Below are 26,667 nucleotides of genomic sequence, written 5' to 3'. Positions count from 1 at the left end.
AAGGCCGATGGGAGGTTCGAATGGGCGAAGCCGTGGAAGCGAAATATCCGCCGCTCGACGTCATCACGATCGGCCGCGCCTCGGTCGATCTCTACGGCCAGCAGATCGGCTCGCGGCTGGAAGACATCACCTCCTTCGCCAAATCGGTCGGCGGCTGCCCGGCCAATATTTCCGTCGGCACGGCGAGGCTCGGCCTGCGCTCGGCGCTGCTCACCCGCGTCGGCGACGAGCAGATGGGCCGCTTCATCCGCGAGCAGCTCAAGCGTGAAGGCGTCTCGGTCGACGGCTTGAAGACCGACAAGGAGCGGCTGACGGCGCTGGTGCTGCTTTCCGTCGAGGACGAAGGCGTCTCGCCGATGATCTTCTACCGTTCCGACTGCGCCGACATGGCGCTCGCGGAAGAGGACATCGACGAAGCGTTTATTGCCTCGGCCCGCGCGGTCGTCGTTACCGGCACGCATTTCTCCCGCCCCAACACCGATGCCGCGCAGCGCAAGGCGATCCGTTTGATGAAGGCCAAGGGCGGCAAGGTGGTGTTCGACATCGACTACCGCCCGAACCTCTGGGGCCTTGCCGGTCATGCCGAGGGCTTCGAGCGCTATGTCAAGTCCGACCGCGTCTCGGCGCAGCTGAAGACGGTGCTGCCCGATTGCGACCTCATCGTCGGCACCGAGGAGGAGATCATGATCGCCTCCGGCGCCGACGATTGCCTGAGCGCGCTGAAAGCGATCCGCTCGCTGTCGCCGGCCACCATCGTCTTGAAGCGCGGCGCCAAGGGCTGCATCGTCTATGACGGGCCGATCAGCGACGATCTCGAGGGCGGCGTCGTCGGCAAGGGTTTTCCGATCGAGATCTACAATGTGCTCGGCGCCGGCGACGCCTTCATGTCGGGCTTCCTGCGCGGCTGGCTCGGCGGCGAAAGTTTTGCGACGGCCGCGACCTGGGCCAATGCCTGCGGCGCCTTCGCCGTGTCGCGCCTGCTCTGCGCGCCGGAATATCCGACCTTCGAGGAATTGCAGTTCTTCCTCAAGCACGGCAGCAAGCATCTGGCGCTGCGCAAGGATGAGGCGATCAACCACATCCATTGGGCGACGACGCGCCGGCGCGACATCCCTTCGCTGATGGCGCTCGCCTGCGATCATCGCGTCCAGCTGGAGGACGTCGCTGCCAGGGTCGGCGCCGATGCCTCGCTCATCCCGGACTTCAAGGTGCTCACCGTCAAGGCGGCGGCCAAGGTCGCCGCTGGCCGCGACGGCTACGGCATGCTGATCGACGAGAAATATGGCCGCGACGCCATGTTCGAATTCGCCCGCCACCCCTTCGCCTGGCTCGGCCGCCCGGTCGAATTGCCCGGATCGCGGCCGCTCCGCTTCGAATTCTCGCAGGACATCGGCTCACAGCTCATCGGCTGGCCCGTCGACCACTGCATCAAATGCCTGTGCTTCTATCATCCGGATGACCCGGAAGCGCTGAAGGTCGAGCAGCAGCAGAAGCTGCGGGCGCTGTTCGAGGCCGCGCGGAAAGTCGGCAGGGAACTTCTGGTCGAGATCATCGCCGGCAAGCATGGCAAGCTCGACGACAACACCATTCCGCGCGCGCTGGAGGAGCTCTATGCGCTGGGCATCAAGCCCGACTGGTGGAAGCTCGAGCCGCAGGCTTCGGCCAACGCCTGGGCAAAGATCGAACAGGTGATCGTCAAGAACGACCCATGGTGCCGCGGCGTCGTGCTGCTCGGCCTGGAAGCGCCGCAGGACGAGCTGGTGGCTGCCTTTGCCGCCACGGCGGATGCGCCCATCGTCAAGGGATTTGCCGTTGGTCGCACCATCTTCATCAACGCAGCCGAACAATGGCTGGCCGGCCGGATGTCGGATGACGAGGCTATCGCCGACATGGCCTCGCGCTTCGAGCAACTCACCGAGGCATGGCTTGCCGCGCGTGGCCGCAAAGCAGCATAAGAAGGCGGCAGCATAACAAGACGGCACAAGGAAAGCCGGAGGAAACGACCAATGAGCAAGACCGTTCGCCTGACCATGGCGCAGGCGCTGACCCGCTTTCTGTCGCGACAGATGACCGAGATCGACGGCAGACAAGTGCCGATCTTCGGCGGCGTCTGGGCGATCTTCGGCCACGGCAATGTCGCCGGCATCGGCGAGGCGCTCTATCAGGTCCGCGATGAATTGCCGACCTTCCGCGCCCATAACGAGCAGGCGATGGCGCATGCGGCGATCGCCTATGGCAAAGCCAATTTCCGCCGTCGCTTCATGGCCGCGACCACCTCGATCGGCCCCGGCGCGCTGAACATGGTGACGGCTGCCGCGCTCGCTCACGTCAACCGGCTGCCGGTGCTGCTGCTGCCCGGCGACGTCTTCGCCAACCGCTTGCCGGACCCGGTGCTGCAGCAGGCCGAGGATTTTTCCGACGGCACGGCAAGCGTCAATGACTGCTTCCGCCCGGTGTCGCGCTATTTCGACCGCATCACGCGGCCGGAGCAGATCATCCCGGCGCTGAACCGCGCCATGCAGGTGCTGACCGATCCGGCCGAATGCGGCCCGGTCACGCTCTCGCTCTGCCAGGACGTGCAGGCCGAGGCTTATGATTATCCCGAAAGCCTGTTTGCCGAACGCGTCTGGACGCCGCGCAGGGTTCGCCCCGACCGCCACGAACTGGCGGCCGCCGTCGCGGCGCTGAAGGGCGCCAAGAAGCCGCTGGTGATCGCCGGCGGCGGCGTCCTTTATTCGCAGGCGTCAGGCGAACTGGCGAAGCTGGCGCAGGGCGCCGGCATCCCGGTTTGCGAAACGCAAGGCGGCAAATCTTCGCTCCCCGACGATCATCCGCTCAACATGGCCGCGGTCGGCGTCACCGGCACCTCCGCCGCCAACCGGTTGGCGGAAGAGGCGGATGTCGTGCTTGCCGTCGGCACCAGACTGCAAGATTTCACCACCGGGTCCTGGGCGCTGTTCAAGAATGCCGGCCGCACCATCATCGGGCTCAACACGCAAGTCTTCGACGCCGGCAAGCATTGGGCCCTGCCGCTGGTCGCCGACGCGAACGAGGGCCTGGCAGAGCTTTCCGCCGCACTGAAAGGCTGGAAGGCGCCGGCCGCCTGGACCGACAATGCGCTGAAGGGCAAGAACGAATGGCAGGCCGCGGCCGCCAAGGTGACGGCATCGACCAACACCGCCTATCCATCCGATGCGCAAGTGATCGGCGCTGTGCAGCGCGCGATGGGCTCCGGCGTGACCCTGCTGCATGCCGCCGGCGGCCTGCCGGGCGAACTGCACAAGCTTTGGCAGGCCGGCGCGCCCGGCTCCTATCACGCCGAATACGGGTTTTCGACCATGGGCTACGAGATCGCCGGCGGTCTCGGCGTCAAGATGGCGAAGCCCGACCAGGAGGTCGTCGTCATGGTCGGCGACGGCTCTTACCTGATGCTCAACTCCGAGATCGCCACCTCGGTGATGCTCGGCCTGAAGCTCACCATCGTGCTGCTCGACAACCGCGGCTATGGCTGCATCAACCGGCTGCAGATGGCGACCGGCGGCGCCAACTTCAACAATCTCTTGAAGGACGCGCGCCACGAGGTGATGCCCGACGTCGACTTCGCCGCGCATGCGGCGAGCCTCGGCGCCGTCGCCGAGAAGGTTGCGTCTATTGCCGAACTGGAGACGGCGCTCGCCAAGGCGAAAGGCAACAATAAGACCACCGTGCTGGTCATCGACACCGATCCGCTGGTCTCGACCGAAGCCGGCGGCCATTGGTGGGACGTCGCGGTGCCGGAAGTCTCGTCGCGACGCGAAGTCAACGCCGCACGCAAGAAATATGAGGAAGCCGTGGGCAGCCGTCAGGGCTGAGCCGCGTCTGCCTCGCAACGAACCTGACATTGGAGTGACGACTTGAAAGCCAAACTGGGCATGTCCCCCATCGCGTGGTGGAACGACGATCTCGCGGAATTGAGCGATGACGTGTCGCTGGAGGAATGTTTGCGCCAGTCGCGCTCGGCCGGCTTCACCGGCATGGAGATGGGCCGTCGCTTCCCCAACGATCCGAAGGTGATGTTGCCGATCCTGAAGGAAGCCGACGTCACGCTTTGCGGCGGCTGGTTCTCCGGCACGCTGGTCGACGAGGACATCTCCAAGAACAAGGATCGCATCCAGCCGATGATCGACCTGTTCAAGGCGGTCAACGCGCCCTGCATCGTCTATGGCGAGGTCGGCCGCTCCATCCAGGGCGACCGCTCCAAGCCTTTGGCCACCAAGCCGAAGCTTTCCGGCGACGAGATGAAGGCCTATGGCCGGCGCGTCACCGAATTCGGCGAGTGGTGCGCCGACCAGGGCATGCCGCTCTCCTACCATCACCATATGGCGGCGGTGATCGAGACCGAGCCGGAGCTCGACGCCTTCATGCGCCATTCCGGCGAAGGCATCCCGCTGCTGCTCGATGCCGGCCATCTCGCTTTTGCCGGTGGCGATGTGCTGCGCGCCATCGACAATCACCACAAGCGCATCAACCACGTCCATGTGAAGGATGTGCGCATGGGCGTGATCGACGGTCTCGACCGCACCAAGCAGTCCTTCCTCGATGCGGTGGCACTCGGCGCCTTCACCGTGCCGGGCGACGGCTCGCTCGACTTCGGCGCAATCGTGCAGAGGTTTGCCGATTATGGTTATGAAGGCTGGTTCGTCGTCGAGGCCGAGCAGGATCCGAAGAAGAACCCGCCGCTGAAAATGGCTGAGGTCGGTCACAAGGAGCTGATGCGAGTGATGACAGCCGCCGGCTACACGGTGGAGACGCAAGGTTTTCCGAATGCCTGAACGGTGGATTAGCTTGGGCGCTCGGTCTATCTGATGCGTGCTGGGCAAATCCTGGATTGGCGCGATGAAAGACTATGAGCATCCCTTCTTCCGGCCGCTGTGGCGACGCATCGCCGTGGTCGCGGTCTGCCTTGTCTGGTCGGTGATCGAGTTCGCCTCCGGCACACCGTTCTGGGGCGTCATCGCGCTCGGCTTCGCCGGTTACGCCGTGTGGCAGTTCTTCTACCTCTACAAGCCGGTTGAGGAGGCCAAGCCTCCGGCCGAGCCGAAGGAATGATCTAAGGAGCTCCCAATGTCGAAACTGCTCGTCAAGGCCGACAAGGGCCACGGCCGCGTCGCTCACGTTACCCCGAAAAGCGCCGGCTGGACCTATGTCGGCTTCGATCTCCATCGGCTCAAGCCCGGCGAGACGGCGTCCGGCTCAACTGGCGACCGCGAGGTCTGCCTGGTGTTCGTTACCGGCAAGGGCAAGGCGTCGACCGGCGGCAGGGACCTCGGCCTGCTTGGCGAGCGCATGTCGCCCTTCGAGGGCAAGCCCTGGTCGGTCTATGTTCCGCAAGGCTCCGACTGGTCGATAACCGCCGATACCGAACTGGAGCTCGCCGTCTGCTCGGCGCCGGGCCTTGGCGGCGGCCTGCCCGCCCGCGTCATTGCACCTGACGATCTCGGCCAGGAGGTGCGCGGCAAGGGCACCAACACGCGCTACGTCACCAATATCCTGCCTGAGGGCAAGCCGGCCGATTCGCTGCTGGTGGTCGAGGTCATCACGCCTGGCGGCCATACCTCCAGCTATCCGCCGCACAAGCACGACCAGGACAATCTCCCCGTCGAATCCTATCTCGAGGAGACCTATTACCATCGCCTCAACCCGCCGCAGGGCTTCGCCTTCCAGCGCGTCTATACGGACGCCGGCAAGAACGGCGAGCGCGAGCTGGACGAGGCGATGGCGATCGAGGACGGCGATGTCGTGCTGGTGCCGAAGGGCTATCACCCCTGCGCGGCCTGCCACGGCTATGATCTCTACTATCTCAACGTCATGGCCGGCCCCAAGCGGACGTGGAAATTCCACAACGCGGCCGAGCATGAGTGGCTGATGAAGGCCTGAGATTTTTCATAGCGCTCAACCTGTTGGTCCAGTTCGGAAAAATCGTCGGCTAAGGACCGCCAGGGTCTGTTTGCCTTCGAAAACCCATGAAAGCTTCGTCAATCCGTCATGGAAATCACCTATGGCGGGGTCTGACGAGGACGTTTCATGCGCTACGCCATCTATTTCACCCCACGGCAGGACGAGCCGCTGGCGCGCATCGCCGCCAATTGGCTTGGCCGCGACCCGTTCGGCGCGGCGACGCGGCCGGTCGAGGCCGTGGCTGATCTGTCAGCGGCGGAAGTTGCCTTCCACACCGCATCGGCCAGGCGCTACGGGTTTCACGCGACGCTGAAGGCGCCCTTCCGGCTGGCGTCGAACGAGACGGAGGCTTCGCTCCGCAAAGCGCTCGACGATTTCGCCGAGGCGACGCTGTCGGTCGTCATCCCGCGCCTTGTCGTCGGCCAGATCGACGGTTTTTTCGCGCTGGTGCCGGAAACCCCGTTCGACCCACTCAACAGTTTCGCCAGCGAGGTGGTGCGCGCTTTCGATCGCTTCCGCGCGCCGCTGACCGAAGCCGAAATCGAGCGACGCAGCCCCGACTCGCTGAAGCCGCAGGAATTCCGCAATCTGTGCCAGTGGGGCTATCCTTACGTTTTTGAAACGTTCCGCTTCCACATGACTTTGTCCGGTCGCGTGGGGCCACAGGAAAGCCCCCGTCTTCGTGCAGCAATCGACAGCCTGTTCGCGGATGTGCTGCAGCACCCGGTGCCGGTGGATGCGCTGACGCTGTTCGTCGAGACCGAACCGGGCGCCCCTTTCATGGCGCTTTCCCACCATGAACTTGGCCGCCGCCCGGTCAGAAAGACCGCCTGATGCTATTGCCTGAGACCAAGGACCGCCTGAAATGACCGCCGAGACCGTTCTGAACAATGCTCGCATCGTGCTGCCCGACGAGATCGTTGAGGGCTCGCTGCTGCTGCGCGATGGCCTGATTGCCGCGATTGAGCCGGGCGCCACGCGCGCCGGCGAGGATATGGGCGGCGATTACATCATCCCGGGCCTTGTCGAGCTGCACACCGACCATCTCGAAGGCCACTACGCGCCGCGCCCGAAAGTGCGCTGGAACCCGATCGCCGCCGTGCTTGCCCATGACGCGCAGGTCGCGACCGCCGGCATCACCACGGTGCTCGATGCCTTGCGTGTCGGCATGGATGAGGACGCCGACCTGAAATCCGACGACGTTCGCAAGCTAGCCGACGCGATCGAGGACAGCGTCAGACAGGATCGGCTCAGGGCCGACCATTTCATCCACCTGCGCTGTGAGGTCTCGGCGCCGGACTGTCTCGAGGCCTTCGCCAATTTCGAGACCGACGACAGGGTGAAGCTCGCCTCGCTGATGGACCATGCGCCTGGACAGCGCCAGTTCGTCAATCTCGAGACCTATGCCTATTACTACCAGCGCAAGCTGAAGCTGACCGACCGCGACTTCCAGAAATTCTGCGAGAAGCGGATGGCCGAATCGGCAAGGAATTCCGGCCCGAACCGCGTCTTCATCTCCGCCGCCTGCCAGGAGCGCGGCGTCGTGCTCGCCAGCCATGACGATGCGACGGCCGGCCATGTCGACGAGGCGGTGGAGCAGGGCGTGCGCGTCGCCGAATTCCCGACCACCGAGGAGGCGGCAAGGGCCTCGAAGGCGGCCGGCCTCGGCGTTCTGATGGGCGCGCCCAACGTCATGCGCGGCTCCTCGCATTCAGGCAACGTCTCGGCCAGGGCGCTCGCCGGCGACGGCCTGCTCGACATCCTGTCGTCCGACTACATCCCTTTCAGCCTGATCCAGGCGGCCTTCTTCCTCGGCGATGTCGTCGAAGGCATCTCGCTGCCGCAGGCGGTCGCCATGGTGTCGAAGAATCCGGCCGACGCCGTCGGCCTCACCGACCGCGGCGTCGTCGAGCCGGACCGGCGCGCCGATCTCGTGCGTGTGCGCGTCGACGAGCATGTGCCGGTGGTGCGCACCGTCTGGCGCCAGGGGAGGCGTGTCGCATGATGGTTTCGGCGTCGATCGAACGCGAGCTCACCGAAACGCTCCCGATCCGCAACGGCGTCTTCGTCGCGGTCGTCGGCCCGAGCGGTGCCGGCAAGGACACGGTGATCGGCTACGCCAAGGCGCGTTTTGCCGACGAGAGCCGGCTGGAATTCGTGCGCCGCGTCATCACCCGGCCGAGCGACTCCGCCAGCGAGGACCACGACACGCTGGCCGATGCCGCCTTCGCCGAGGCGGAGGCAGATGGCGCCTTCGCCATCTGCTGGGACGCGCATGGCCTGCGCTATGGCTTGCCCGCCGACGTCGACTGGGCAGTCGCCAACGGCCACGTGGCCGTGGCCAATGTCTCTCGCGCCGTCATCCCGGCGTTGCGCGAGCGCTATGCCAATCTGACGGTGGTCGAGATCACCGCGGCGCCCGAAATCCTCGCCGAGCGGCTGGCGGCGCGCGGCCGTGAATCGCGCGGCGAGGTGCTGGCGCGCCTGGCGCGCAGCACCAGCGTGACGCTTTCCGGACCGGACGTGACCTCGATCGACAACAGCGGCGCGAAAGACATCGCCGGCGAGCGTTTCGCCGAGGTGCTGCGCAAGGCGATGGCGTTTTCGGACCTGTCCGACCTTATCTAAGGCTATTCCGCCGGTGCGCCGGCGACGTCCCGGCGCGCGGCCTCTATCATCCGGCGCCGGGCGCGGAACACGCCCCATTGCTGGTCGACCAGCACGCCAATCAGGATCACCCCGCCCATCACCGCGAAGTTGAGCGATGAAGGGATGCCGAGCAGATTGACCAGGTTCTGCAGTTCCTGCAGCAGCACCGTGCCGAGGATGACGCCCACAAGCGAACCCTCGCCGCCGCGCAGCGAGAAGCCGCCGAGCACCGCCGCGGCGATGGCGTAGAGCTCGTAGAACTGGCCGTGGCTGGCCGGCGAGATCGAGCGTGTGTACATGGCGAAATAGATCGCCGACAGCGCCGTCAGCACGCCGCAGATGACATAGGCCGCGATCACCACGCGCCCGGTGCGGATGCCCGAATATTTCGCCGCTTCCTCGTTCTTGCCGATGGCGTAGAGGTAGCGCCCGAACACCGAGCGGTGCAGCACCACCCACATGACGATGGCGATCACGATCAGCGCGATAAAGCTGTTTGGCAAGCCGCCGGAGCGACCCGCAGTCAGATATTCGAGCGTTGGAAAATTCTGCCCGAAGGCGAAACCGGCGGTGCCGTCGGCGGTGTAGAAGCGCGCTACGCCGCGATAGATCAACAGGCCGCAGAGCGTCACCACGAAAGGCTGCAATTTCAGCCGCGTGATCAGCCAGCCATGCACGAAGCCGATGATGGCGCCGAGCACGATGATCAGCACGAAGGCCAGCGGCCAATCCATCTCGCGCACGGCGATGAAGTCGATGAACAGCGTGCCGAGCAGCGCCACCAGCGAACCGACCGAAAGCTCGATGCCGCCGGTGATGATGACGAAGGCTTGGCCGATCGAAAGGATGCCGAATAGCGCGACCAGGTTGGAGGTGTTGGCGAGATTGATCGTCGATAGGAAGCGCGGGTTGATTGCCGTCACCACCGCGCCGACCACCAGGATGAGGACCAGCAGGCCGAGATCTTTCTTGCTCATTGCGCTCCTCCAGCGGCATGCGCCAGCTTCGGCTTCTTGCCCACCGCCAGCAAAAGCACGTTCTCCTGGCTGAAATCGTCCCGGTCGAGAATGCCTGAGATCTGCCCCTCATGCATGACCGCGATACGGTCCGAGACGCCGATCACCTCTTCCATGTCGCTGGAGATCATCAGCACCGCGACGCCGGCGTCGGCCAGCGCTCGCATCAGCCCGTAGATCTCGGCCTTGGCGCCGATGTCGATGCCGCGCGTCGGTTCGTCGAGGATCATCACCTTGGGGTTCATCGCCAGCCATTTGGCCAAAACCACCTTCTGTTGGTTGCCGCCCGAGAGCGTGCCGGTGCGGGTCAGGACCGACGGCGCCTTGATGCCGAGGTCCTTCTTCTGCTTCTCGGCGGTGGCGATCTCGGCGCCGGTCGAGACCAGCGAGCGCTTCGCATGCGCCGGCAAATTGGGCAACGAAATGTTTTCAGCAATCGAGAGGTCGAGCAGGATGCCGGTGAGCTTGCGGTCCTCAGGCACGAGGAAGATGCCGCTCGCCACAGCGTCGGCGGCGGATCGGACATTGAGCGTCTTGCCCTCCAGCGTGACGCTGCCGCCGAGGCGTTCGTCGATGCCGAACAGCACGCGCGCAAGTTCTGTGCGCCCCGAGCCCACCAGCCCGGCAAGGCCGAGGATCTCGCCGCGCCGGACTTCGAGATCGACCGGGCGGTCGGGATAGGCGCTAGTGCGCACCGCATCCGCCGAGAGCGCGACGCGCCCCGGCGCGCGCCCCGCTTCCGAGGCCTTCTCGCGCTCCTTCAGCATGCGTCCGATCATCAGCTTGACCATCTGGTCGTGATTGATCTGGTCCTTCGGCAGCGTGCCGGCGAGCATGCCGTCGCGCAGCACCACGACGCGGTCGGCGACGCGCTCGACCTCGTGCAGGCGGTGCGAGATGAAGATGACGCTGATGCCTTCCGCCTTCAGCCCCTTGATCACGTCGAGGAGCTTTTCGGTCTCGGCGATCGGCAGGCTGGAAGTCGGCTCGTCGAGGATAACCAGCCGCGCCCTGATCGACAGCGCCTTGGCGATCTCGACCATCTGCTGCTGGGCGAGCGAGAGCGATGCGACCGGCGCGTCGGCCGAGAAATTGGCGCCGACGCGCTTCAAGAGTGGGGCCACCATCTCGCGCAATTTCGCGCGGTCGACCAGCCTCAGCGGCCCGGCCTTCAGCGGCTCGCGGCCGAAGAAGATGTTGGCGGCGACATCGAGGTTTTCGAAGAGATTGAGCTCCTGATGCACGAAGGCAATGCCGGAGCCGATACTGCCCTCGACCGTCAGCCCCTCGTGCGCGACGCCATCGACGGTGACCGTGCCGCTGTCCGGTCGCGTCACGCCGCCGAGGATCTTCATCAGGGTCGATTTGCCGGCGCCGTTTTCGCCGACCAGGCCGATCACCTCGCCCGGCCTGACCTCCATGGAGAACCCGTCCAGCGCCACGACGCCGGGATAGGTCTTGCGCACGGCCTCGAGGCTCAGGAACGGAGCGGTCGTCGATTGAGCGAAGGATGTCTCGGAGTAATTCATCACGCCTGATAGCAGCCGGTGGGCTACAGACTGACGGGCTAGCCAAGGCCCGTCAATACGGACGCCGGCTCAAGGCGGACCTTGAGCCGGCGCAACTGTTTATCGATTATTTGCCGGCCATCGCCTTCAGGTTCGCGGCGTAGGCGTCGACGTCGTCCTTGCCGATGATCTTGGTCGGCACGATGATCAGACCGTTCTCCGGAATGCCCGACTTGTCGCCCTTGAGGTAGGAGGCCATCAGCTTCATGCCCTGATAGGCCCATTCGAACGGCTGCTGCACGACGGTCGCTGCAACGGTGCCTTCCTTGACGCCGCCCAGCGTGATCGGATCATCGTCGAAGCCGACGACGGTGATCTGGCCGAGCTTGCCGGCGTCGCGCAGCGCTTCGTAGATGCGCGGCGTGTTGTAGGAGTAGAAGCCAACCATGCAGGTGATGTCGGGGCTGGCGACCAGCGCGTCCTCGACATTCTTCTTGGCGCGCGCCTGGTCGATGTCGTCGCCGCGCACGTCGACCAGCTCGATCTTGCTGCCGGCGAGCCCGTCCTTCATGCCCTGGATGCGCTCCTTAGCGTTGTCGGCGCCGAGCAGGCCGACGAAGCCGAGGCACTTGCCGCCGTCGGGCATCGCCTTCTTGGCGATCTCGGCCGCCTGCTTGCCGGCGTCGACGTTGGACGAGCCGATATAGGCGACGCGCTTGGTCTGCGGGGCATCGCTGTCGGTGGTGAACAGTGCTGTCTCGGATGCGATCTTGTTCAGCCCGTCGGTCGAGGTCTTGGGGTCGACGGCGGACACCATGATGCCCTTGACGCCGGCCGTCACCAGATCGTCCATCAGCCGCTGCTGGATGGCGACCGACGATTGCTCCGGATATTTGAGCTCGAGAGTATAGTCGGGCAGTTCGCCCTGCGCTTTCTTCACGCCGGCTTCCGCCGCTTTCCAGAAGTCGGACGCGCCGTTGACGACGAAGGCAAGCGTCGGCTTGTCGTCGGCGCGAGCGATCGCGCTCGCCGACAGGCCGAGCAACAGGGCCGCCGCGGCGACCGATGCGTTACGGATCACAGATTTCATATTCAACCTCCCTTTTGAAACTCATCGCTGATGTCTCGGCTGCGGCCTGGACGCCCTCCTCCTCAAGGGGCTTGCCCAAGGTCTGGCAACTTAAGAACGGCGCCAATCCAGCCGCGACCAAGACACTAGACACAGATTTGGCGTTCGTAAATAGTCCGATTTGTCTGACATTTTCGTGAAAACGAGGCTGCCCTTCCGGCGACATTCCCTCCGTCTGGCGCACGCTCGCTCCACTGCCGCTATTGGCCGGAAGGCTCCAGCCAAGTTGCGAACGAGTTGACAGTAGAACGCTTACCGATATTAGTAAAGAGTATTAGTTATGGCACCCAGGCGCGCATTTTCACGGGGGTGCGAAGAGACAAGCCGCTAGTTGGCAGGGGAGGAATGGCAGCGGCGGTCATCATGCCAAATCTGGCGGGATCGTCAGCTTCGCTGACCTTTTTCAGCTTGTTTCGTCGACAGGTGGGATGTGGCTGGCGCCGAAGGTGTCGGATATGATAATAGTTATAACCAAGGCGCGATTCCCATAAATACGCCGCGCCGGAGCATCTTGCCGTTGCCGCCGGCCTTTGCTTAACAGCCGGCAGGGTTTGGGAAACGACCATGAGTGAACCGACGGAATTGCGCGATCCTCCGGAAACGTCCAGGCGCCGCAAGCCGTCCGCCAAGCCCAAGGGCCGTGTCACCATGACCGACATCGCGCGCGCGGCCGGCTGCTCGCAGGCGACGGTCTCCTTCGTGCTCAACAATTCGCCGGGCATCAGGCTGTCGCAGCAGACGCGCGACCGGGTGATCGAGGCCGCCAGAGCGCTCGGCTATTCGCCGCCAGTCTTCTCCGCCCTGCGCCCGCCGGTGATGCCTTTCGAAGGGCTGGATGGCATCATCGGCTTTGCCGTAGATCAGCTCGCCACCAGCCCCGAGGCGGTGGTCGCCATCGAGGGCGCGCGCCAGGCCTCGTGGAACGCAGGCAACGTTCTCCTGGTGGCGCAGACCATGGGCGATGCCGAGATGGAGCCGCGCGCTATTTCAGCGCTGACGCGAGGCGGCATCTCGGCGCTGATCTACATGACCATCTTCACCCGCGAGATCACGGCGCCCGAGTTTCTCTACAGTCTCGATATCCCGGTCATTCTGCTCAACTGCTACACCGCCGACTATGCTTTCCCGGCCGTGGTGCCCTCAGAGATCGCGGGCGGCCAGAGCTCCACCCGGCATCTGATCAGCCATGGCCACCGCCGCATCGCCACCATCACCGGCGAGCCCTGGATGCAGGCGGCGCAAGACCGGTTGAAAGGCTATCGCCGCGCGCTCGCCACCGCCGACATCCCCTTCGATCCGGAGCTGGTGGTCGAGGGCGACTGGTCGGCCAGCGCCGGCTATGCCGCGACCGTCAAGTTGCTTGCCCTGAAGGACCGCCCGACCGCGATCTTCTGCCAGAACGACCGCACCGCGATCGGCTGCTACGAGGCGCTGAAGGAAGCCGGCCTGCACATCCCGCAGGACATTTCCGTGGTCGGCTATGACGACGAGGAGATCGCCCGCCACCTCTTCCCGCCGCTGACCACGTCGATCCTGCCGCATCTGGCCATGGGCCACTGGGCGATCGAGCAGCTGGAGACGCCGCCGACTCCAGGTCACGGCCGCTACCCCATTACCAAGCTGGAATGCCCGCTGGTGGAGCGGGAGAGCGTGGGGAGCGTGCCCGCACAATTCCGGTGACCGGGCCCTGAGCAGGCCTATGCTGGGTGGGCGTATGCCCCTTCCTCGACACAGGAAAGACGCTCATGTGGCCGAACCGCCGTCTCTGCGATCTGCTGAAGATCGAGCATCCCATCATCCAGGCTCCGATGGCCGGCTCGGCAACGCCGGAACTCGCCGCGGCGGTGAGCAATGCCGGCGGGTTGGGATCGCTCGGCTGCGCGTCGATGCTGCCGGACGGCCTGCGCAACGTTGCACGCCAGATGCGCGTCTCGACCGAGCGTTCGTTCAATCTCAATTTCTTCGTCTACCCGAAACCCAGCACCAGCGATGCCGTATTGGCGCGGGCCATCGACAGATTGCGGCTATACTACAGGGAGCTTTCCCTCGGCGAGCCGCCGGCAAGGCTTCCGCCGATCGGGCCGGGTTTCGACGACGAAAAGCTTGACCTGGTGCTCGAGATCCGCCCGCCGGTCGTGAGCTTCCATTTCGGTATACCGGACGGGCCAAGGTCGCCAGGCTGAAGCAGGCTGGGATCGTGATCATCAGCACCGCGACGAACGTCGCCGAGGCGCGCAAGCTTGCCGACTGTGGAGCCGATGCTGTCATTGCCCAGGGATGGGAGGCTGGAGGCCACCGCGGCTCTCACGTCCCGAGCGGTCCGGGTGACGGCGTAGGAACGATGGCGCTGGTTCCCCAAATCGTCGACGCCGTCAAGCTCCCGATCATTGCCGCGGGAGGCATTGCCGACGGCCGAGGCATAGCGGCTGCTTTCGCTCTTGGCGCCAGCGGCGTGCAGATCGGCACCGGCTTTCTGTCCTGCGACGAAGCCGGCACGGACGCACCGCGCCGCGCCCTGATCCGCTCCGCGACGGATACGGACACGATGGTCACCGATGCTTTCTCGGGCCGTGCCGCGCGGGCGAAACGCACGCGCTACGCCCTGGAGATGGAGGAGAGCCGGACGCCCCTTCCGGATTTCCCGCAAATGTACGCTCTAACCGCTCCGCTCGGCGATGCCGATCATGCAAGGTTAGATTTCGCGTTTCATCTCTACGGACAGGCGGCAGCGTTGAACCGAGAGCTTCCTGCGGGAGAGCTGATGCATGCGCTTGTCGCCGAGGCGAAGGGGATATTCGATACGCTCTCGGCGTCATCGGCGTGAAGACATCCGTTCGCAAAAACCCACCGCTAAGCTGGAATGTCTGCGACCGCGTGACGACCGTGAAGTCGTCCACATAAGCGCTGGTCCGCGCCGCGGTATCCTCACTGCCGGCGACGCCGATTGCGTGCGCCTATGCAGCGCTTGCGTCGAGGTTTAGCTTGAGCTCATCAATGGGAGGTTCCGATGGCGTCGATCTTTACCGTTCACGAAGCGTCCGGCTATGAGCAGCTCATGGGGCGCTGGAGCCGCAGGCTGGCGCCCAAGTTCATCGACTTCGCTGGCGTGGCCGGCGGCGAAAAGATCCTCGACGTCGGCTGCGGCACCGGCAGCCTGACCTTCGAGCTGGTGAAATCCGCCGATCTTGCCGAGATCCAGGCCATCGACTTCTCGCCGGTCTTCGTCCAGGCGGCGAAGGAGCGCAACACCGATCCGCGCATCACCTTCCAGCAGGCCGACGCCACGGCGCTGCCTTTCGCGGACGACATGTTCGACCGTGCACTGGCGCTGCTGGTGCTTCACTTCGTGCCGGACACCGGCAAGGCGGTGGCCGAGATGCGCCGCGTGGTGCGGCCGGGCGGCGTGGTCGCGGCCGTGGTGTGGGATCATCTCGGCGGCATGCCGGGCATGCGCATGATGATCGACACGGTGGCGGCGCTGAGCGAAAGCGGCCGCCAGATGCGCAATCGCTACTGCTTTCAGCCGATGATGCAGCCCGGCGAGATGAAGCGGACGTTTGTCGAACAAGGGCTGGCCGACGTCACCGAGACCGAGCTGATGATCCGGATGGATTATGAGAATTTCAACGATTACTGGGCGCCGATCGGTGCCGGCGAAGGGCCGCTCGGCAAATACATGACCACGCTCGACGCGGCCGAGCGGCAGCGCGTCGAAGCTGCCGTCCGCGACGCCTATCAGGCCGGCCGTTCCGACGGCCCGAGGTCGTTCGCCAATGTCGCCTGGGCCTGCCGGGGGATTGTGCCCTGATTTTTTAGCGCGATCTGAGCTGAGCGCGCACCGCATCGCGAACGCTGCGGAAGCTGGGAATCCGATAAGCGCAAGTAGCCTGATGAGCCGCGGGCGGCCCGGCGGCCCGTCGCCGAGCGCTTTGCATCCCCCCCTTCAAGCCAGATTGATGGCGACGTTGCGCAGCAACGCCACGGATTTGCGCATGCCCTCCATCGGCGACAGCATCATGTCCTCGTGCTCGATGGAGAGCACGTCGTCGTAGCCGACCTGCTTCAGCGCGGTGCAGAACTGCCGCCACCAGGTCTCGCCATGGCCGTAGCCCAACGTGATGTAGTTCCAGGCCCGTTCCGCATAGTGGTCTGGCGGACGCGCATCGAGCACACCGTCGATGGCCGCCGGTATCGGTTCGATGCGCGTATCCTTGGCGTGGACATAGTAGATTGCCGAGCCAAGCTTGCGCACGGCGGCAATAGGGTCGGCGCCCATCCAGAGCGGATGGCTCGGATCATAGTTCGCGCCGACCGTTTCGCCGACGGCCTCGCGCAGCCTGAACAACATCTGGACATTGTAGACGGCCTGATGGCCGTGCAGTTCCAGGCAAAGCTTCCTAATGCCGAGATTGTTCGAAAACTTCACCAGATCGCGCCAGTAGGGAATGATGCAATCGTCCCACTGGTAGCGCAGGATGTCGGCGCATTCGGGCGGCCAGTCGGTGATGATCCAGTTGGGGTTGGCATCGCCCGGGCCGCCGGGCAACCCGGACATCATCACCACGCGATCGATCCCCATCAGGCTCGCAAGCCGGATCGTATCCTCGGTCACCTGATGGTGCTGCTTGCCTTGCGGCCCTGGATGCAGCGGATTGCCGGAGCAGTTGAGCGCTACGATCGTCAGCCCGTGATCCCTGACCTTGGCTGCGAATTCCGTGCGCGTGGAAGCACTGTCCAGCATCGCCTGCAGATCGATGTGCGGCGCCGACGACCAGTTGCCGCAGGCGAACTCCAGCGTCTCCAGGCCAAGCTCGACCGAGGCACGCAGCATCTCGTCAAAGGAAAGGTTGCCCAGGCTGTCGGTGATCATGCCAATCTTCATGGGGAAGGCTCCTGGTCCTCAATGGAAACCGTTCAGTCAGAGCCCGACGGGCTCGAACCTGCCTGACTTGGCGGAAGCAAGCGCTGCATCGCAAAGGATCATCGCCTTGCGACCGTCGCTCGCGGTCACGTCGGGCTTGCGGCCCGTCTCCACGCACGTGATGAAGTGGTCGATCTCGGCGGCGTAGGATTCTGCGTAGCGTTCGACGAAGAAGTAGTAGGGCTTGTCGCGCGATATGCCTCCGGCGCCGGACATCTCGACCGATGTCGGCAGCCGGTTGCCGGCCTGCAGCATGCCGTCCGCGCCATGCACCTCGATGCGCTGGTCGTAGCCATAGGCGGCCCTGACGCTGTTGTTGATGTGGCACTGGCGGCCGGACGCGGTGCGCAAGATGAACATCGCCGTGTCGTAGTCGCCGAGCTTCTTGTATTGCGGCGCCACCAGCGAGGATCCGGTTGCAAAGAGCTCGGTCGGCTCCTCGCCGAGCAGATTGCGCGCCATGTCGAAGTCGTGGATGGTCATCTCGCGAAAGACGCCCCCGCCCCCGGCCAGAGCTTCCTCGGTTTCGGGTTCGGGGTCGCGGCTGGTGATGATGACCTGCTCGACGGCGCCGATCTCGCCGGCGGCAAGGCGCTCCTTCAGCGCCCGGAAGCTCGGATCGAAGCGGCGGTTGAAGCCGATCTGGAACGGCACGCCCGCTTTCTCGACCGCGGCCAGGCACTCGTCCGTGCGCTTGAGGTCGAGATCGATCGGTTTCTCGCAGAAGATCGCCTTGCCGTGCGCCGCGGCGGCCATGGCGAGCTCGGCATGCGTGCGCGTCGCCGAAGCGATGAACACCATCTTCACCGACGGATCGTTCATCACGGCCTCGGTCTCGGCGATCTCAGCGCCGGTAACGGCAGCGACCTTGGCGGCCGCTTCGCGACTGGGGTCGACGATGTAGCGCAGCCGCACCCTTGGATGACGCGCGAGATTGCCCGCGTGCACACGGCCGATCAGCCCCACTCCGAACAGACAAACATCCATCATGCGTTCGACTTTCCTGTCAGGTCGCGCGTTCGCGGAACGGCCGGTTCATGTTGCCTGAGCGGCATTCATTTCACCGCGCCCATGGTGAGACCGCGCACCAGATGGCGCTGCACCAAGAGCGCGAAGAAGACGATCGGCAGCGCGCCGATGACACCGGCTGCCGCCATCGAGGCCCAGTCGGTATCGATGCGGCCGATCAGCGTCGCGGTGCCGCGCGGCATGGTCATGGCGCGCGGCGTCGCCGTCAGCGCCAGCGCGAAGAGGAACTCGTTGAAGGTGACCAGCACCGCGAAGATGGCGGTTGCCGCGAGCCCGGGCGCCGCGAGCGGCAGTGTGATGCGGCGGAAGGCGCCGAATCGCGAATCGCCGTCGACCATCGCGGCCTCCTCGAGATCGACGGGGATTTCGCGGAAGAAGCTTTCCATCATCCAGACGCAGAAGGTGACGTTGAAGGCCGTGTAGGTGGCGATCAGTCCGAGCCAGGTGTCGAGCAGGCCGAGACTGAGCATCAGCAGGTAGACCGGGATCAGGATGACGACCGGCGGGATGATGCGCAGCGTCAGAAGGAACAGGCCGACCTTGCTCTCCATCGCGAAAGGCAGGCGGAAGCGGACGATCGCGTAGGCGCCCATGGCGCCGGCCACCAGCGCGATCGCGACGGAGAAAAAGGTCACCACCAACGAGTTGGTGAGATAGGAGCCGAACTGCTTTTCGGTGAACAGCCTGACGTAATTGTCGAGCGTCGGCACGTGCGGGTAGAGCGTGCCTTCCTGCGTGATCTCGCGGTTGGACTTGAGCGAGGTCGAGACCAGCCAGTAGATCGGCAAAAGCACCACGGCCAGCACGAAGATCGTCGTCAGGATGCGTGCCAGACGGGTGTTCATGACGCATCGACCCTTCGCAACAGCCGGATGGCGCTGAAGGCGAGCGCCAGCACGACGAGGCCGATGGTCACGAACAGCGCCGCCGCATAGCCGGTCTGCTGGAACTTGAAGGCGGTGTCATAGCCGTAGATCGAAACCAGCCTGGTCGCCTCGCCCGGCCCGCCGCGCGTCAGCACGAAGACCTGGTCGAAGGTGCCGAAGGCGTCGATGGTCCTGAGCACGATGGCGACTGCAAGCACCGGCCGCATCATCGGGAAGGTGAGGTCGGCAAACACCCGCCAGGCGCCGGCGCCGTCGACGCGCGCCGCCTCGAACGGCTCGTGCGGCAGCGACTGCAGCCCGGCGAGCAATATCAGGAACATCAGCGGCGTCCATTCCCAGACGTCGAGAACGACGAGGCCGATGAAGGCGTTGACGGGGTTGCCGAGGATCTGCACCGCGCCGCCGCCCATGGCCTCGGAGAGCGCCGTCAGCATGCCGGCGTCGCTGGCGTAGATCAGCCTGAAGACGATGGCGACGACGACCGGCGTGACCACCATCGGAATGATCAGCACGGTCCTGAGCAGGCGGATGCCCTGAAACTCCCGCAGACAGAACAAGGCCAGCGCAAAGCCTAGCACCGCTTCGATCGACACCGACAGCGCGACGAACTTCACGGTGACCCAGAGCGAATTCAGGAACTGTGCGTCGCTCCACAGACGCACATAGTTCTGCAGGCCGACATCGGAGATCGGCGAGCCGTAGCGGTAGGCCCTGGTGGTGGCCCTGAGTCCGTCCCAGAGCGGATAGACCAGCACGCCGAGCACGATCATCAGGCCCGGCGCCAGCATGAGATATGGCAGGGCGAGGTCGAGCCCCGCCCCCTGCAGGCGATATTTGCGTGCCTGCGTTGCGCCGCGCATCAGTAGTAACCGGCCGTGGTCAGGTAGTCCTTGACCTGCTTGGCGGCGTTGTCCAACGCGGCACCGCCGCCGGAACCGGCCTGCAGCGCCTTGTTGAGCTCGATGCCGAGCAGTTCCTCGACCTTCGCCCAGTCCGGCGTGCGGGGCCTCGGCAGCGCGCCGGCGTCGAGCTGCTGCAGGGCGACCGGGATCAGCCTGTTGCCCGGCTTGGCGACGCCGAAGGCGGTGCGCTTGACCGGGATCGAGCCCGCTTCCGCAAGCTTCGCCTGCGTTTCGGCGCTGACGTACCACCTCAGGAACTCGATCGCGTTCGCCTTGTTGGGCGCCGATTTCGGCACGCCGGCGATAAAGATGCCCATCTGGGCGATCGCCGACTGCTGCTTCGGCACGACGCCGAAATCGAGCTTGCCGGCCACCTTGGTCTGGGCGGGATCGTCGGCCTTCAATGCGTTGCCGGAATACTGGATGATGGCGCCGGCATCGCCGCCGAGGATCGCGGCGCCCTCCTGGTCGGAGTCGAACTCGACCACGCCGCTCGGCGCGTTCTGCTTCATCGTTCCGACGAAGAAATCGGCCGATGCTTTGCCTTCCGCCGAATTGAAGATCGGGTTCCACTTGTCGTCGAAGAAGGAGCCGCCGAACGACAGGAAGATCGGATACCAACTGGTGACGATCGGATTGCCCGAAACGCCGCGGAAGACGACCGGATATTTGATCTTGCCGGCCGCGACGCCTTCCTTGCCCTTGGCGATCACCTCGTCCCAGGTCTTCGGCGCGCCGCCGGTGAAGACGTCGTTGCGGTAGGTAAGCGTCTGCAGGTCGCCGACGAAAGGCACGCAGATCAGTGTCGGCTTGGCGCTTTCGAAGCCCTTGACGCGCGGCCCCTTCTGCGGCGGCCAGTAACCCATGTCGATCATCGAGCCGATCCAGTCCTTGTCGGAGCCGTCGATGCCGCCGGCGCCGAGATCCTCGAGCACGTTGGCGGCGCCGAACTGCGGCACCCAGGGATCGTCGAGCAGATAGAGGTCATACTGGCCGGCGCCGCTCTGGGCGTCGGCGAACCATTTTTCGAGCGTGACACCGTATTCGTCCTCGAGGAACTCGATGTCGAAGCCGGCTTCCTTGGCCTGCGGGATGATCTTCTGCTTGAACGGCGTCAGACCGCCATCGGCGAAGGCGCCGATGATGACCTTCTTGCCGGCTGCCCGTGCCGGCATCGGCAGGCCGAGCGTGGTGAGGGCCGTGGTGGCCAAAGCCAGGCCGAGCCCGCCCTTGATGACGGAGCGGCGAGTAAGTCTGCTGGAATGCATCATTTCTCTCTCCCATTGCAGTGGACCCTGTGGACGGCGGTGGAGCCGGCCGAATTGAAGAAACAGGCGTTCGCCGGGTCGAAGGCGACGCCGATGCTTTCGCCGACCGCGCCCCTGAAATCGCGGCCGGCCCGTACCGAGACGTTGCCGCCTTCGAGGCGGACATTGACCACCGTCTCGTTGCCCATCGGCTCGACGACATAGATCTCACCGGGCAGCGCGCCCGGTTCGCCGGGTTGGGCGACGCTGCAGTCTTCCGGGCGCAACCCGATCTCGACGATCTCGGCCAGGCGGCATGCGGTGAGCCGCGTCCGCTCCAGCGCCACGATCTTTCCGCCAGCCATCACGCCTTGCTCGGAGAGCGTGACCGGCAGGATGTTCATCGGCGGGTTGCCGACGAAGGTGGCCACGAAGCGGTTTGCCGGACGGTCGTAGATGTCGATAGGCGGCGCCATCTGCTGCAGCTCGCCGCCATGCATGACGGCGACGAGGTCCGCCATCGTCAAGGCCTCGACCTGGTCGTGGGTGACGTAGATGGTTGTGGCGCCGAGGCGCTGGCAGAGCCGCTTGATCTCGCCGCGCATGGTGAGCCGCAGCCGCGCGTCGAGATTGGACAGCGGCTCGTCCATGAGGAAGGCCGCCGGGTCGCGCACGATGGCGCGGGCCAGCGCCACGCGCTGGCGCTGGCCCCCAGAGAGCTGCCGCGGCCGGCGATCGAGCAGATGGCCGATTTCGAGGATGGCGGCGACCTCGCCGATCTTGGCCTTTCGCCCGGCCTGCGGCGTGCCGCGGATCCAAAGCGGATAGCCGATGTTTTCGGCGACCGTCATCTGCGGATAGAGCGCGTAGCTCTGGAAGACCATGGCGATGTCGCGGTCGCGCGGCTGCAGCCGGGTGACGTCGCGCTCGCCGATGAAGACCTTGCCGGCGGTCGGCATGTCGAGCCCGGCCAGGATGCGCAGCGCCGTCGTCTTGCCGCAGCCCGACGGGCCGAGGAGCGCGAGGAACCTGTGGTCCGGCACAGCGAGGTCGAGCGATCGCAGCACGTTGAGCGCGCCGAAATTCTTGACCACGCTTCTGTACAGGACCGAACTCATCGCCTTCCCCGGCGCCCCATTCTGCCTTCAGCCCTTCCGCTCGTCGACCGTGAACCCGGCCTTTCGGGCGAGGTCGCGCAGGTTGCGATAGCCCATCGTCGCGTAGGTCAGCGGATGGGCCTTGGCCGGATCCTGCTCGGCCTCCACCACCAGCCAACCGGCATAGCCGTGGTCCGCCAGCACTTTCAGCAGCGTCGCATAGTCGATCGCGCCGTCGCCGGGCACGGTGAAGATGCCTTCCATCACCGCGCCCATGAAGCTCATGTCGTTGTCACGTGCCTTCTTCAGCACCGCCGGTCGCACATCCTTGCAATGGACATGGACGACGCGGCCGACATGCCGGCGCAGCAGCTTTTCCGGGTCGCCGCCGGAGAAGGCTGAGTGGCCGGTGTCGTAGAGCAGCCCGACCGCCTCGCCGGTGGTCTTCATAAGCCTGTCGATCTCTTCGTCGGTCTCGACGATGGTGCCCATATGATGATGGAAGGCCATGCCGACGCCGAAGTCTGCAAAACGTTCGGCCAGCCGCGTGATCTTTTCGCCGTAGGGCTTCCACTCATCGGCCGAGAGCTTCGGCCGCTGCGAGATTGGATCGTGGATGGCGCCATGGCGGCCGCGCGAGGTGTCGGCATAGACGACATGTCTGGCGCCGAGGTCGAGCAGCAGCGTCAGATGCGGGCGGATCGCCTCGAACTCTTCGTTCACCTCCCGCTCGCAGATGCGGCCGTCATACCAGCCGGAGACCAGCGCCAGCCCGTAATGGTCGAGGATCGGGCCGAGCGTGCGAGCCTCGCGCGGAAACTTGCCGCCAAGCTCGGTGCCGGCATAGCCCGCGTCCGCGGTTTCGCTGAGGCAGGTCTCGAGCGGCGTGTCGCCGCCGAGCTCCGGCACGTCGTCGTTGGTCCAGGTGATCGGGTTGATGCCAAGTCGGACTGTCGTCATTGCTCGCTTTCCGCCCGCGGCCGAAAAGGCTGCAGGGTGTTCGCTTTCGGGAGGGAAATGGCTTCGGGGCGGGCGATGCAAAGCCCTGCCGTTTTCGTTTGGCGAGACGCCCTCCCAGGCCTTGCCTAAACATGTCTTGCCTCGACGTCTTACCCCCAACGTCATACGGGCAAGTCTACGCCGCTCTGTCTCCATCGCGAGGGCCAGTTTTGCGGAAAATGAAGGAACCAGTTGTGTCCGCCGGCGGCTGTGGCAGGATGGGGGACGAGATGGAAATCTGGAAAACATTGATCGTCGGCGCGAGGCACCCCCCTCTGCCCTGCCGGACATCTCCCCCTCAAGGGGGGAGATCGGACGTCGCGCCGGCTTTCGCCAATCGCAAACATTGCAAGGAGGAGCGAGGCGCCTGGTTCGCCAATCGCAAACATTGCAAGGAGGAGCGAGGCGCCTGAGCTGCCAATCTCCCCCCTTGAGGGGGAGATGTCCGGCAGGACAGAGGGGGGCGCGAAAGAACTCGACCTGGAAGGCGAGCGTGCTCGACATGCGATTGAGGTAGAAACATGCGACTCCACCCCAAACCCCAGGCCTTCCCGCTCGACATGCTGGCGGTGAACCGGGCGAGCGGCGAGCATCTGTCGCGCCAGCTCTACCATGGCCTCGTCGCCATCATCCGCAACCGCGCGCTGGCGCCGGGCTCGGAGCTGCCTTCGACGCGGGCTTTAGCCGCCGAGCTCGGCCTTGGCCGCAACACCATCGTCTCGGCCTACGACCAGCTCGTCACCGAAGGCTACCTCGCCAACCGCCAGGGCGCCCGCCCGGTGATCGTCGACCTGCCCGATGGCCCGCGCGAGGCGCCGGCGGAAGTGCCGCCCGTGCCGCTGCGCGCGCCCTCCCGGCGCGGCGAGGCGTTGCTTAGCCAGCCCTGCCACCACGGCAGGCCGGGGCAAGTTGCCTTCCACCCCGGCATGCCGGATGCGACGAGCTTTCCCTTCGGCGTCTGGGGCCGGCTGGTCGCGCGCCGCGCCAGCCATGGCGGCGAAACCCTGTTCGGCACCTATGACGTCACCGGCCACCCAGCGCTGAAGGAGGCGATCGCCGGCTATTTGTTCTCCGCGCGCGGCGTGCGCTGCCGGCCGGAGCAGATCGTGATCACCACCGGCGCGCAGGCCGCCTTCGATCTTCTCGCCCGCCTGCTGCTCGATCCCGGCGACACGGTGTGGATGGAGGAGCCCGGCTATTACGGCGCCAAGGCCGCCTTCACCGTGGCCGGCGCCCTGATCCTGCCCATCCCGGTCGACCAGGAGCGCGGTTGGCGCTTAGAGCATGATCCCGAACCGAAGGTCAGCGAAAGCAAAAAGTGGGAACCGGTTTTCGGAGAAAGATCATGCTCCAACAAAGAGTTAGACCGTGATGGCGATTCAACGAAACGCCATCACGGTCTAGACGCGCCGGACTTTTCGCCCCGCCTCATCTATGTGACGCCGGCCTGCCAGCATCCGCTCGGCATCACCATGCGCATGGAGGAGCGGCTGCGCCTGCTCGACATCGCCGAGACCGCTAACAGCTGGGTGATCGAGGACGATTTCGACGGCGAATACCGGTTTCAAGGCCGGCCGGTGCCGGCGATCCAGAGCATGGACCGCTCCGGCCGCGTCATCTATGTCGGCACCTTCGCCAAGCTATTGTTCCCGGCGCTGCGCATCGGCTTCATGGTGCTGCCCATCGAGCTTGCGGGCCGCATCGTCAACGCGCTCTCCACCACCGGCCAGTTCGCGCCGCTGCTGCTGCAGGCAGCGCTCGCCGACTTCATCACCGAAGGCCACATGAACCGTCACCTGAAGCGCATGCGCCGCATCTACGCCCAGCGCCGCCAGCTTTTCCGCGAGATCGTGACCGAACGCCTGCGCGACGAGATCACGCTCTCCCCAGCCGAAGCCGGCATCCAGGTGGTGGGGTATCTCAAGGAGGGCATCGACGACATCAAGGTCAGCCAAGCCGCCGCGAAGAGGGCCATCAACGTTTCGCCGCTGTCGAAATATTTCCAGAACACGGCGGCGACGCAGGGGCTGGTGCTGGGCTACGCGGCCTGTGATGCGGCGCAGACGCGGGAAGGCGTGGAGCGGCTGGCGGCGGCGATACGCGAGACGCTGGGGTGAGCGATCGCCTACGGCAGCGCCACCCCCTCTCCGGCCGCTGCTTTGGGTGGAAAGAGACCCAATCGTCGATCGTCGGCGGGACAGCGCCCCCCTCTGCCCTACCGGGCATCTCCCCCACTTGGGGGGAGATCACGCGCTCGGATGTTTTCGCCAATCTCCAACGTTGCAAACGGAGAGCCGGCGCCGAAGCTGCCAATCTCCCCCCAAGCGAGGGAGATGTCCGGCAGGACAGAGGGGGGCGCGAAGGAACTCGACCGTGCAAGCCCAAGCTCCCTCGATCGCCAGGCTGCCTCACGCCTGCCGCGCCACCACCTCGGCATAGCGCTCCAGATAGAGCGGCCAGCCCTGATCGCCGTCGACGCCGTCGCGCACGCTTTCCCAGCCCTGGCCGTGGCGCTCGAGATTGCGGTGCTCAAGCTCGACGCGGGTGCGCTCCGTGGTTTCGGCGATGAACCGCACTTCCCATTCGCTGGTCTTGGCCGGATCAGTCTCGATCCGCCATTGCGGGCTGATATCCCAGCTGAGCAGCACGCGGTTGGGCGGCTCATAGGCCAGCACGCGGGCCCAGCGGCACTCGCTGCCGTCGACGCCACGGTCATAAACATGGCCGCCGACCCGCGGCTCGAACACCGTCTCGGCGATCTTGACCGGCAGCAGATTGTGCTCGGCCGGTTTGAAGCTGCCGAAGCCTTCAGTGAAAACCTTGAAGGCGCGCTCGATCGGCGCCTCGACCACGACGGATTTTTTCACGGACGCAATGGGGACTCGGGTGTTCATGATGACTCCTCTGGTGGGGTCTCGACGGCCAGCTTGTAGGCCGCGAGCGTCTTGCTCCAGAACCGGTCGAGCCAGGCGCGCATCTGGCCAAGCCCGTGCGGGTCGATGTGGTAGACGTTGCTGGCGCCCTTCGGCTCCGCGCGCACCAGCCGCGAATCCCTGAGCACCTTCAGATGCTGCGACACCGCCGACTGCGACACGGCGACCTGCCGCGTGATCTCCACCACCGAACTCGGCCGCTCCGCGATCAGCTCGAAAATCTGCCTGCGGGTGGTGTCGCCCAGGGCCGCGAGTTGTGCGCTATCAACAGTCATGACTTATGATTAGTCTGGACTGATGATGGAGTCAAGCGGTGGAGCGAGGGCGGCAGCCGCGTCCCGGTCAGAGAGCTAGAAAAAATTTGCCCTTCCCGAGAGATGGGTGACAGTTCATTCCGGATAGATGGGTTACAC

25 protein-coding genes are annotated in these 26,667 nt (G+C 65.1%); 13 read left to right on the top strand and 12 right to left on the bottom strand.

Features of this window, described 5'->3' with window-relative positions; genetic code table 11:
- Nucleotides 1-20 precede the first annotated feature (20 nt).
- The 8 genes from AU465_RS24620 to phnN all read left to right on the top strand — a co-directional run bounded on the left by AU465_RS24620 (nucleotide 21) and on the right by phnN (nucleotide 8,565).
- A complete protein-coding gene (locus AU465_RS24620; protein WP_192254104.1) occupies nucleotides 21-1,955 on the top strand; it encodes a bifunctional 5-dehydro-2-deoxygluconokinase/5-dehydro-2-deoxyphosphogluconate aldolase in 1,935 nt (644 codons plus the stop codon).
- A 51-nt stretch (nucleotides 1,956-2,006) separates the two neighbouring features.
- Entirely contained in the window at nucleotides 2,007-3,851 is a 1,845-nt protein-coding gene (iolD, locus tag AU465_RS24615) for a 3D-(3,5/4)-trihydroxycyclohexane-1,2-dione acylhydrolase (decyclizing) (protein ID WP_192254102.1), read from the top strand.
- A gap of 42 nt (nucleotides 3,852-3,893) precedes the next feature.
- A complete protein-coding gene (gene iolE, locus AU465_RS24610; protein ID WP_192254100.1) occupies nucleotides 3,894-4,811 on the top strand; it encodes a myo-inosose-2 dehydratase in 918 nt (305 codons plus the stop codon).
- Between the two features lie 64 nt (nucleotides 4,812-4,875).
- Nucleotides 4,876-5,088: a DUF3329 domain-containing protein gene (locus AU465_RS24605; protein WP_192254098.1), complete on the top strand. Its 213-nt coding sequence runs from the start codon at nucleotides 4,876-4,878 to the stop codon at nucleotides 5,086-5,088.
- Between the two features lie 15 nt (nucleotides 5,089-5,103).
- Nucleotides 5,104-5,916, top strand: a complete 813-nt coding sequence (gene iolB, locus AU465_RS24600) for a 5-deoxy-glucuronate isomerase (protein ID WP_192254096.1) — start codon at nucleotides 5,104-5,106, stop codon at nucleotides 5,914-5,916.
- Nucleotides 5,917-6,063: 147 nt separating this feature from the next.
- Entirely contained in the window at nucleotides 6,064-6,771 is a 708-nt protein-coding gene (locus AU465_RS24595; protein ID WP_192254094.1) for a DUF1045 domain-containing protein, read from the top strand.
- Between the two features lie 31 nt (nucleotides 6,772-6,802).
- Nucleotides 6,803-7,942, top strand: a complete 1,140-nt coding sequence (locus AU465_RS24590; RefSeq protein ID WP_192254092.1) for an alpha-D-ribose 1-methylphosphonate 5-triphosphate diphosphatase — start codon at nucleotides 6,803-6,805, stop codon at nucleotides 7,940-7,942.
- Nucleotides 7,939-8,565: a phosphonate metabolism protein/1,5-bisphosphokinase (PRPP-forming) PhnN gene (gene phnN / locus AU465_RS24585; RefSeq protein WP_192254090.1), complete on the top strand. Its 627-nt coding sequence runs from the start codon at nucleotides 7,939-7,941 to the stop codon at nucleotides 8,563-8,565. Before AU465_RS24590 ends, phnN begins: the two co-directional genes overlap by 4 nt.
- Before the next feature lie 2 nt (nucleotides 8,566-8,567).
- Here the strand turns inward: phnN and AU465_RS24580 are convergent, their stop codons facing one another.
- The 3 genes from AU465_RS24580 to AU465_RS24570 all read right to left on the bottom strand — a co-directional run bounded on the left by AU465_RS24580 (nucleotide 8,568) and on the right by AU465_RS24570 (nucleotide 12,200).
- Nucleotides 8,568-9,563 carry an ABC transporter permease gene (locus AU465_RS24580; protein ID WP_192254088.1) on the bottom strand — a complete coding sequence of 332 codons (996 nt, stop codon included), beginning with the start codon at nucleotides 9,561-9,563 and terminating at the stop codon, nucleotides 8,568-8,570.
- Entirely contained in the window at nucleotides 9,560-11,131 is a 1,572-nt protein-coding gene (locus AU465_RS24575) for a sugar ABC transporter ATP-binding protein (protein ID WP_192254086.1), read from the bottom strand. The genes AU465_RS24580 and AU465_RS24575 overlap by 4 nt, the downstream gene beginning before the upstream one ends.
- A gap of 106 nt (nucleotides 11,132-11,237) precedes the next feature.
- Nucleotides 11,238-12,200 (bottom strand): sugar-binding protein, encoded by a 963-nt coding sequence (locus tag AU465_RS24570; RefSeq protein ID WP_192254084.1) that lies wholly within the window; start codon nucleotides 12,198-12,200, stop codon nucleotides 11,238-11,240.
- Nucleotides 12,201-12,803: 603 nt separating this feature from the next.
- On the opposite strand from AU465_RS24570, the gene AU465_RS24565 reads away from it, so the two are divergent.
- The 4 genes from AU465_RS24565 (at nucleotide 12,804) to AU465_RS24555 (ending at nucleotide 16,047) form a co-directional block, all read left to right on the top strand.
- Complete coding sequence (locus AU465_RS24565) at nucleotides 12,804-13,919, top strand: LacI family DNA-binding transcriptional regulator (protein WP_192254082.1); 1,116 nt, start codon at nucleotides 12,804-12,806, stop codon at nucleotides 13,917-13,919.
- A gap of 65 nt (nucleotides 13,920-13,984) precedes the next feature.
- Nucleotides 13,985-14,422, top strand: a complete 438-nt coding sequence (locus AU465_RS37215; protein ID WP_281396879.1) for an NAD(P)H-dependent flavin oxidoreductase — start codon at nucleotides 13,985-13,987, stop codon at nucleotides 14,420-14,422.
- Nucleotides 14,423-14,436: 14 nt separating this feature from the next.
- Nucleotides 14,437-15,063, top strand: a complete 627-nt coding sequence (locus AU465_RS37210; protein ID WP_312891308.1) for an NAD(P)H-dependent flavin oxidoreductase — start codon at nucleotides 14,437-14,439, stop codon at nucleotides 15,061-15,063.
- Nucleotides 15,064-15,246: 183 nt separating this feature from the next.
- Complete coding sequence (locus AU465_RS24555) at nucleotides 15,247-16,047, top strand: class I SAM-dependent methyltransferase (RefSeq protein WP_192254080.1); 801 nt, start codon at nucleotides 15,247-15,249, stop codon at nucleotides 16,045-16,047.
- 135 nt (nucleotides 16,048-16,182) lie between these two features.
- On the opposite strand, the gene AU465_RS24550 is transcribed toward AU465_RS24555, so the two are convergent.
- The 7 genes from AU465_RS24550 to iolE (AU465_RS24520) all read right to left on the bottom strand — a co-directional run bounded on the left by AU465_RS24550 (nucleotide 16,183) and on the right by iolE (AU465_RS24520) (nucleotide 23,282).
- Nucleotides 16,183-17,121 carry a sugar phosphate isomerase/epimerase family protein gene (locus AU465_RS24550; protein ID WP_192254078.1) on the bottom strand — a complete coding sequence of 313 codons (939 nt, stop codon included), beginning with the start codon at nucleotides 17,119-17,121 and terminating at the stop codon, nucleotides 16,183-16,185.
- A 36-nt stretch (nucleotides 17,122-17,157) separates the two neighbouring features.
- Nucleotides 17,158-18,150 carry an inositol 2-dehydrogenase gene (gene iolG / locus AU465_RS24545; protein ID WP_192254076.1) on the bottom strand — a complete coding sequence of 331 codons (993 nt, stop codon included), beginning with the start codon at nucleotides 18,148-18,150 and terminating at the stop codon, nucleotides 17,158-17,160.
- A gap of 65 nt (nucleotides 18,151-18,215) precedes the next feature.
- Nucleotides 18,216-19,034: a carbohydrate ABC transporter permease gene (locus tag AU465_RS24540; RefSeq protein WP_192254074.1), complete on the bottom strand. Its 819-nt coding sequence runs from the start codon at nucleotides 19,032-19,034 to the stop codon at nucleotides 18,216-18,218.
- Nucleotides 19,031-19,936, bottom strand: a complete 906-nt coding sequence (locus AU465_RS24535; RefSeq protein WP_192254072.1) for a carbohydrate ABC transporter permease — start codon at nucleotides 19,934-19,936, stop codon at nucleotides 19,031-19,033. The genes AU465_RS24540 and AU465_RS24535 overlap by 4 nt, the downstream gene beginning before the upstream one ends.
- Nucleotides 19,936-21,249, bottom strand: a complete 1,314-nt coding sequence (locus AU465_RS24530; RefSeq protein WP_192254070.1) for an extracellular solute-binding protein — start codon at nucleotides 21,247-21,249, stop codon at nucleotides 19,936-19,938. Before AU465_RS24530 ends, AU465_RS24535 begins: the two co-directional genes overlap by 1 nt.
- Nucleotides 21,246-22,343 (bottom strand): ABC transporter ATP-binding protein, encoded by a 1,098-nt coding sequence (locus tag AU465_RS24525; protein ID WP_192254068.1) that lies wholly within the window; start codon nucleotides 22,341-22,343, stop codon nucleotides 21,246-21,248. The genes AU465_RS24530 and AU465_RS24525 overlap by 4 nt, the downstream gene beginning before the upstream one ends.
- A gap of 27 nt (nucleotides 22,344-22,370) precedes the next feature.
- On the bottom strand, nucleotides 22,371-23,282 hold the full coding sequence (iolE, locus tag AU465_RS24520; RefSeq protein ID WP_192254066.1) for a myo-inosose-2 dehydratase: 912 nt from the start codon (nucleotides 23,280-23,282) through the stop codon (nucleotides 22,371-22,373).
- 560 nt (nucleotides 23,283-23,842) lie between these two features.
- Here iolE (AU465_RS24520) and AU465_RS24515 point away from each other — a divergent pair.
- Complete coding sequence (locus AU465_RS24515; protein ID WP_192254064.1) at nucleotides 23,843-25,438, top strand: aminotransferase-like domain-containing protein; 1,596 nt, start codon at nucleotides 23,843-23,845, stop codon at nucleotides 25,436-25,438.
- 291 nt (nucleotides 25,439-25,729) lie between these two features.
- On the opposite strand, the gene AU465_RS24510 is transcribed toward AU465_RS24515, so the two are convergent.
- Both AU465_RS24510 and AU465_RS24505 read right to left on the bottom strand, forming a co-directional pair.
- A complete protein-coding gene (locus AU465_RS24510; RefSeq protein WP_192254062.1) occupies nucleotides 25,730-26,215 on the bottom strand; it encodes an SRPBCC family protein in 486 nt (161 codons plus the stop codon).
- The gene (locus tag AU465_RS24505; protein WP_192254059.1) at nucleotides 26,212-26,529 is read right to left on the bottom strand and encodes an ArsR/SmtB family transcription factor; all 318 of its coding nucleotides are present in this window, start codon (nucleotides 26,527-26,529) and stop codon (nucleotides 26,212-26,214) included. The genes AU465_RS24510 and AU465_RS24505 overlap by 4 nt, the downstream gene beginning before the upstream one ends.
- Between the last annotated feature and the right edge of the window lie 138 nt (nucleotides 26,530-26,667).

This window comes from Mesorhizobium silamurunense (genome assembly GCF_014843905.1).
Taxonomy (GTDB): domain Bacteria; phylum Pseudomonadota; class Alphaproteobacteria; order Rhizobiales; family Rhizobiaceae; genus Mesorhizobium; species Mesorhizobium silamurunense.
The sequence above is the reverse complement of the archived record's forward strand: the minus strand, read 5'-3'. Positions and strand labels throughout refer to the sequence as shown.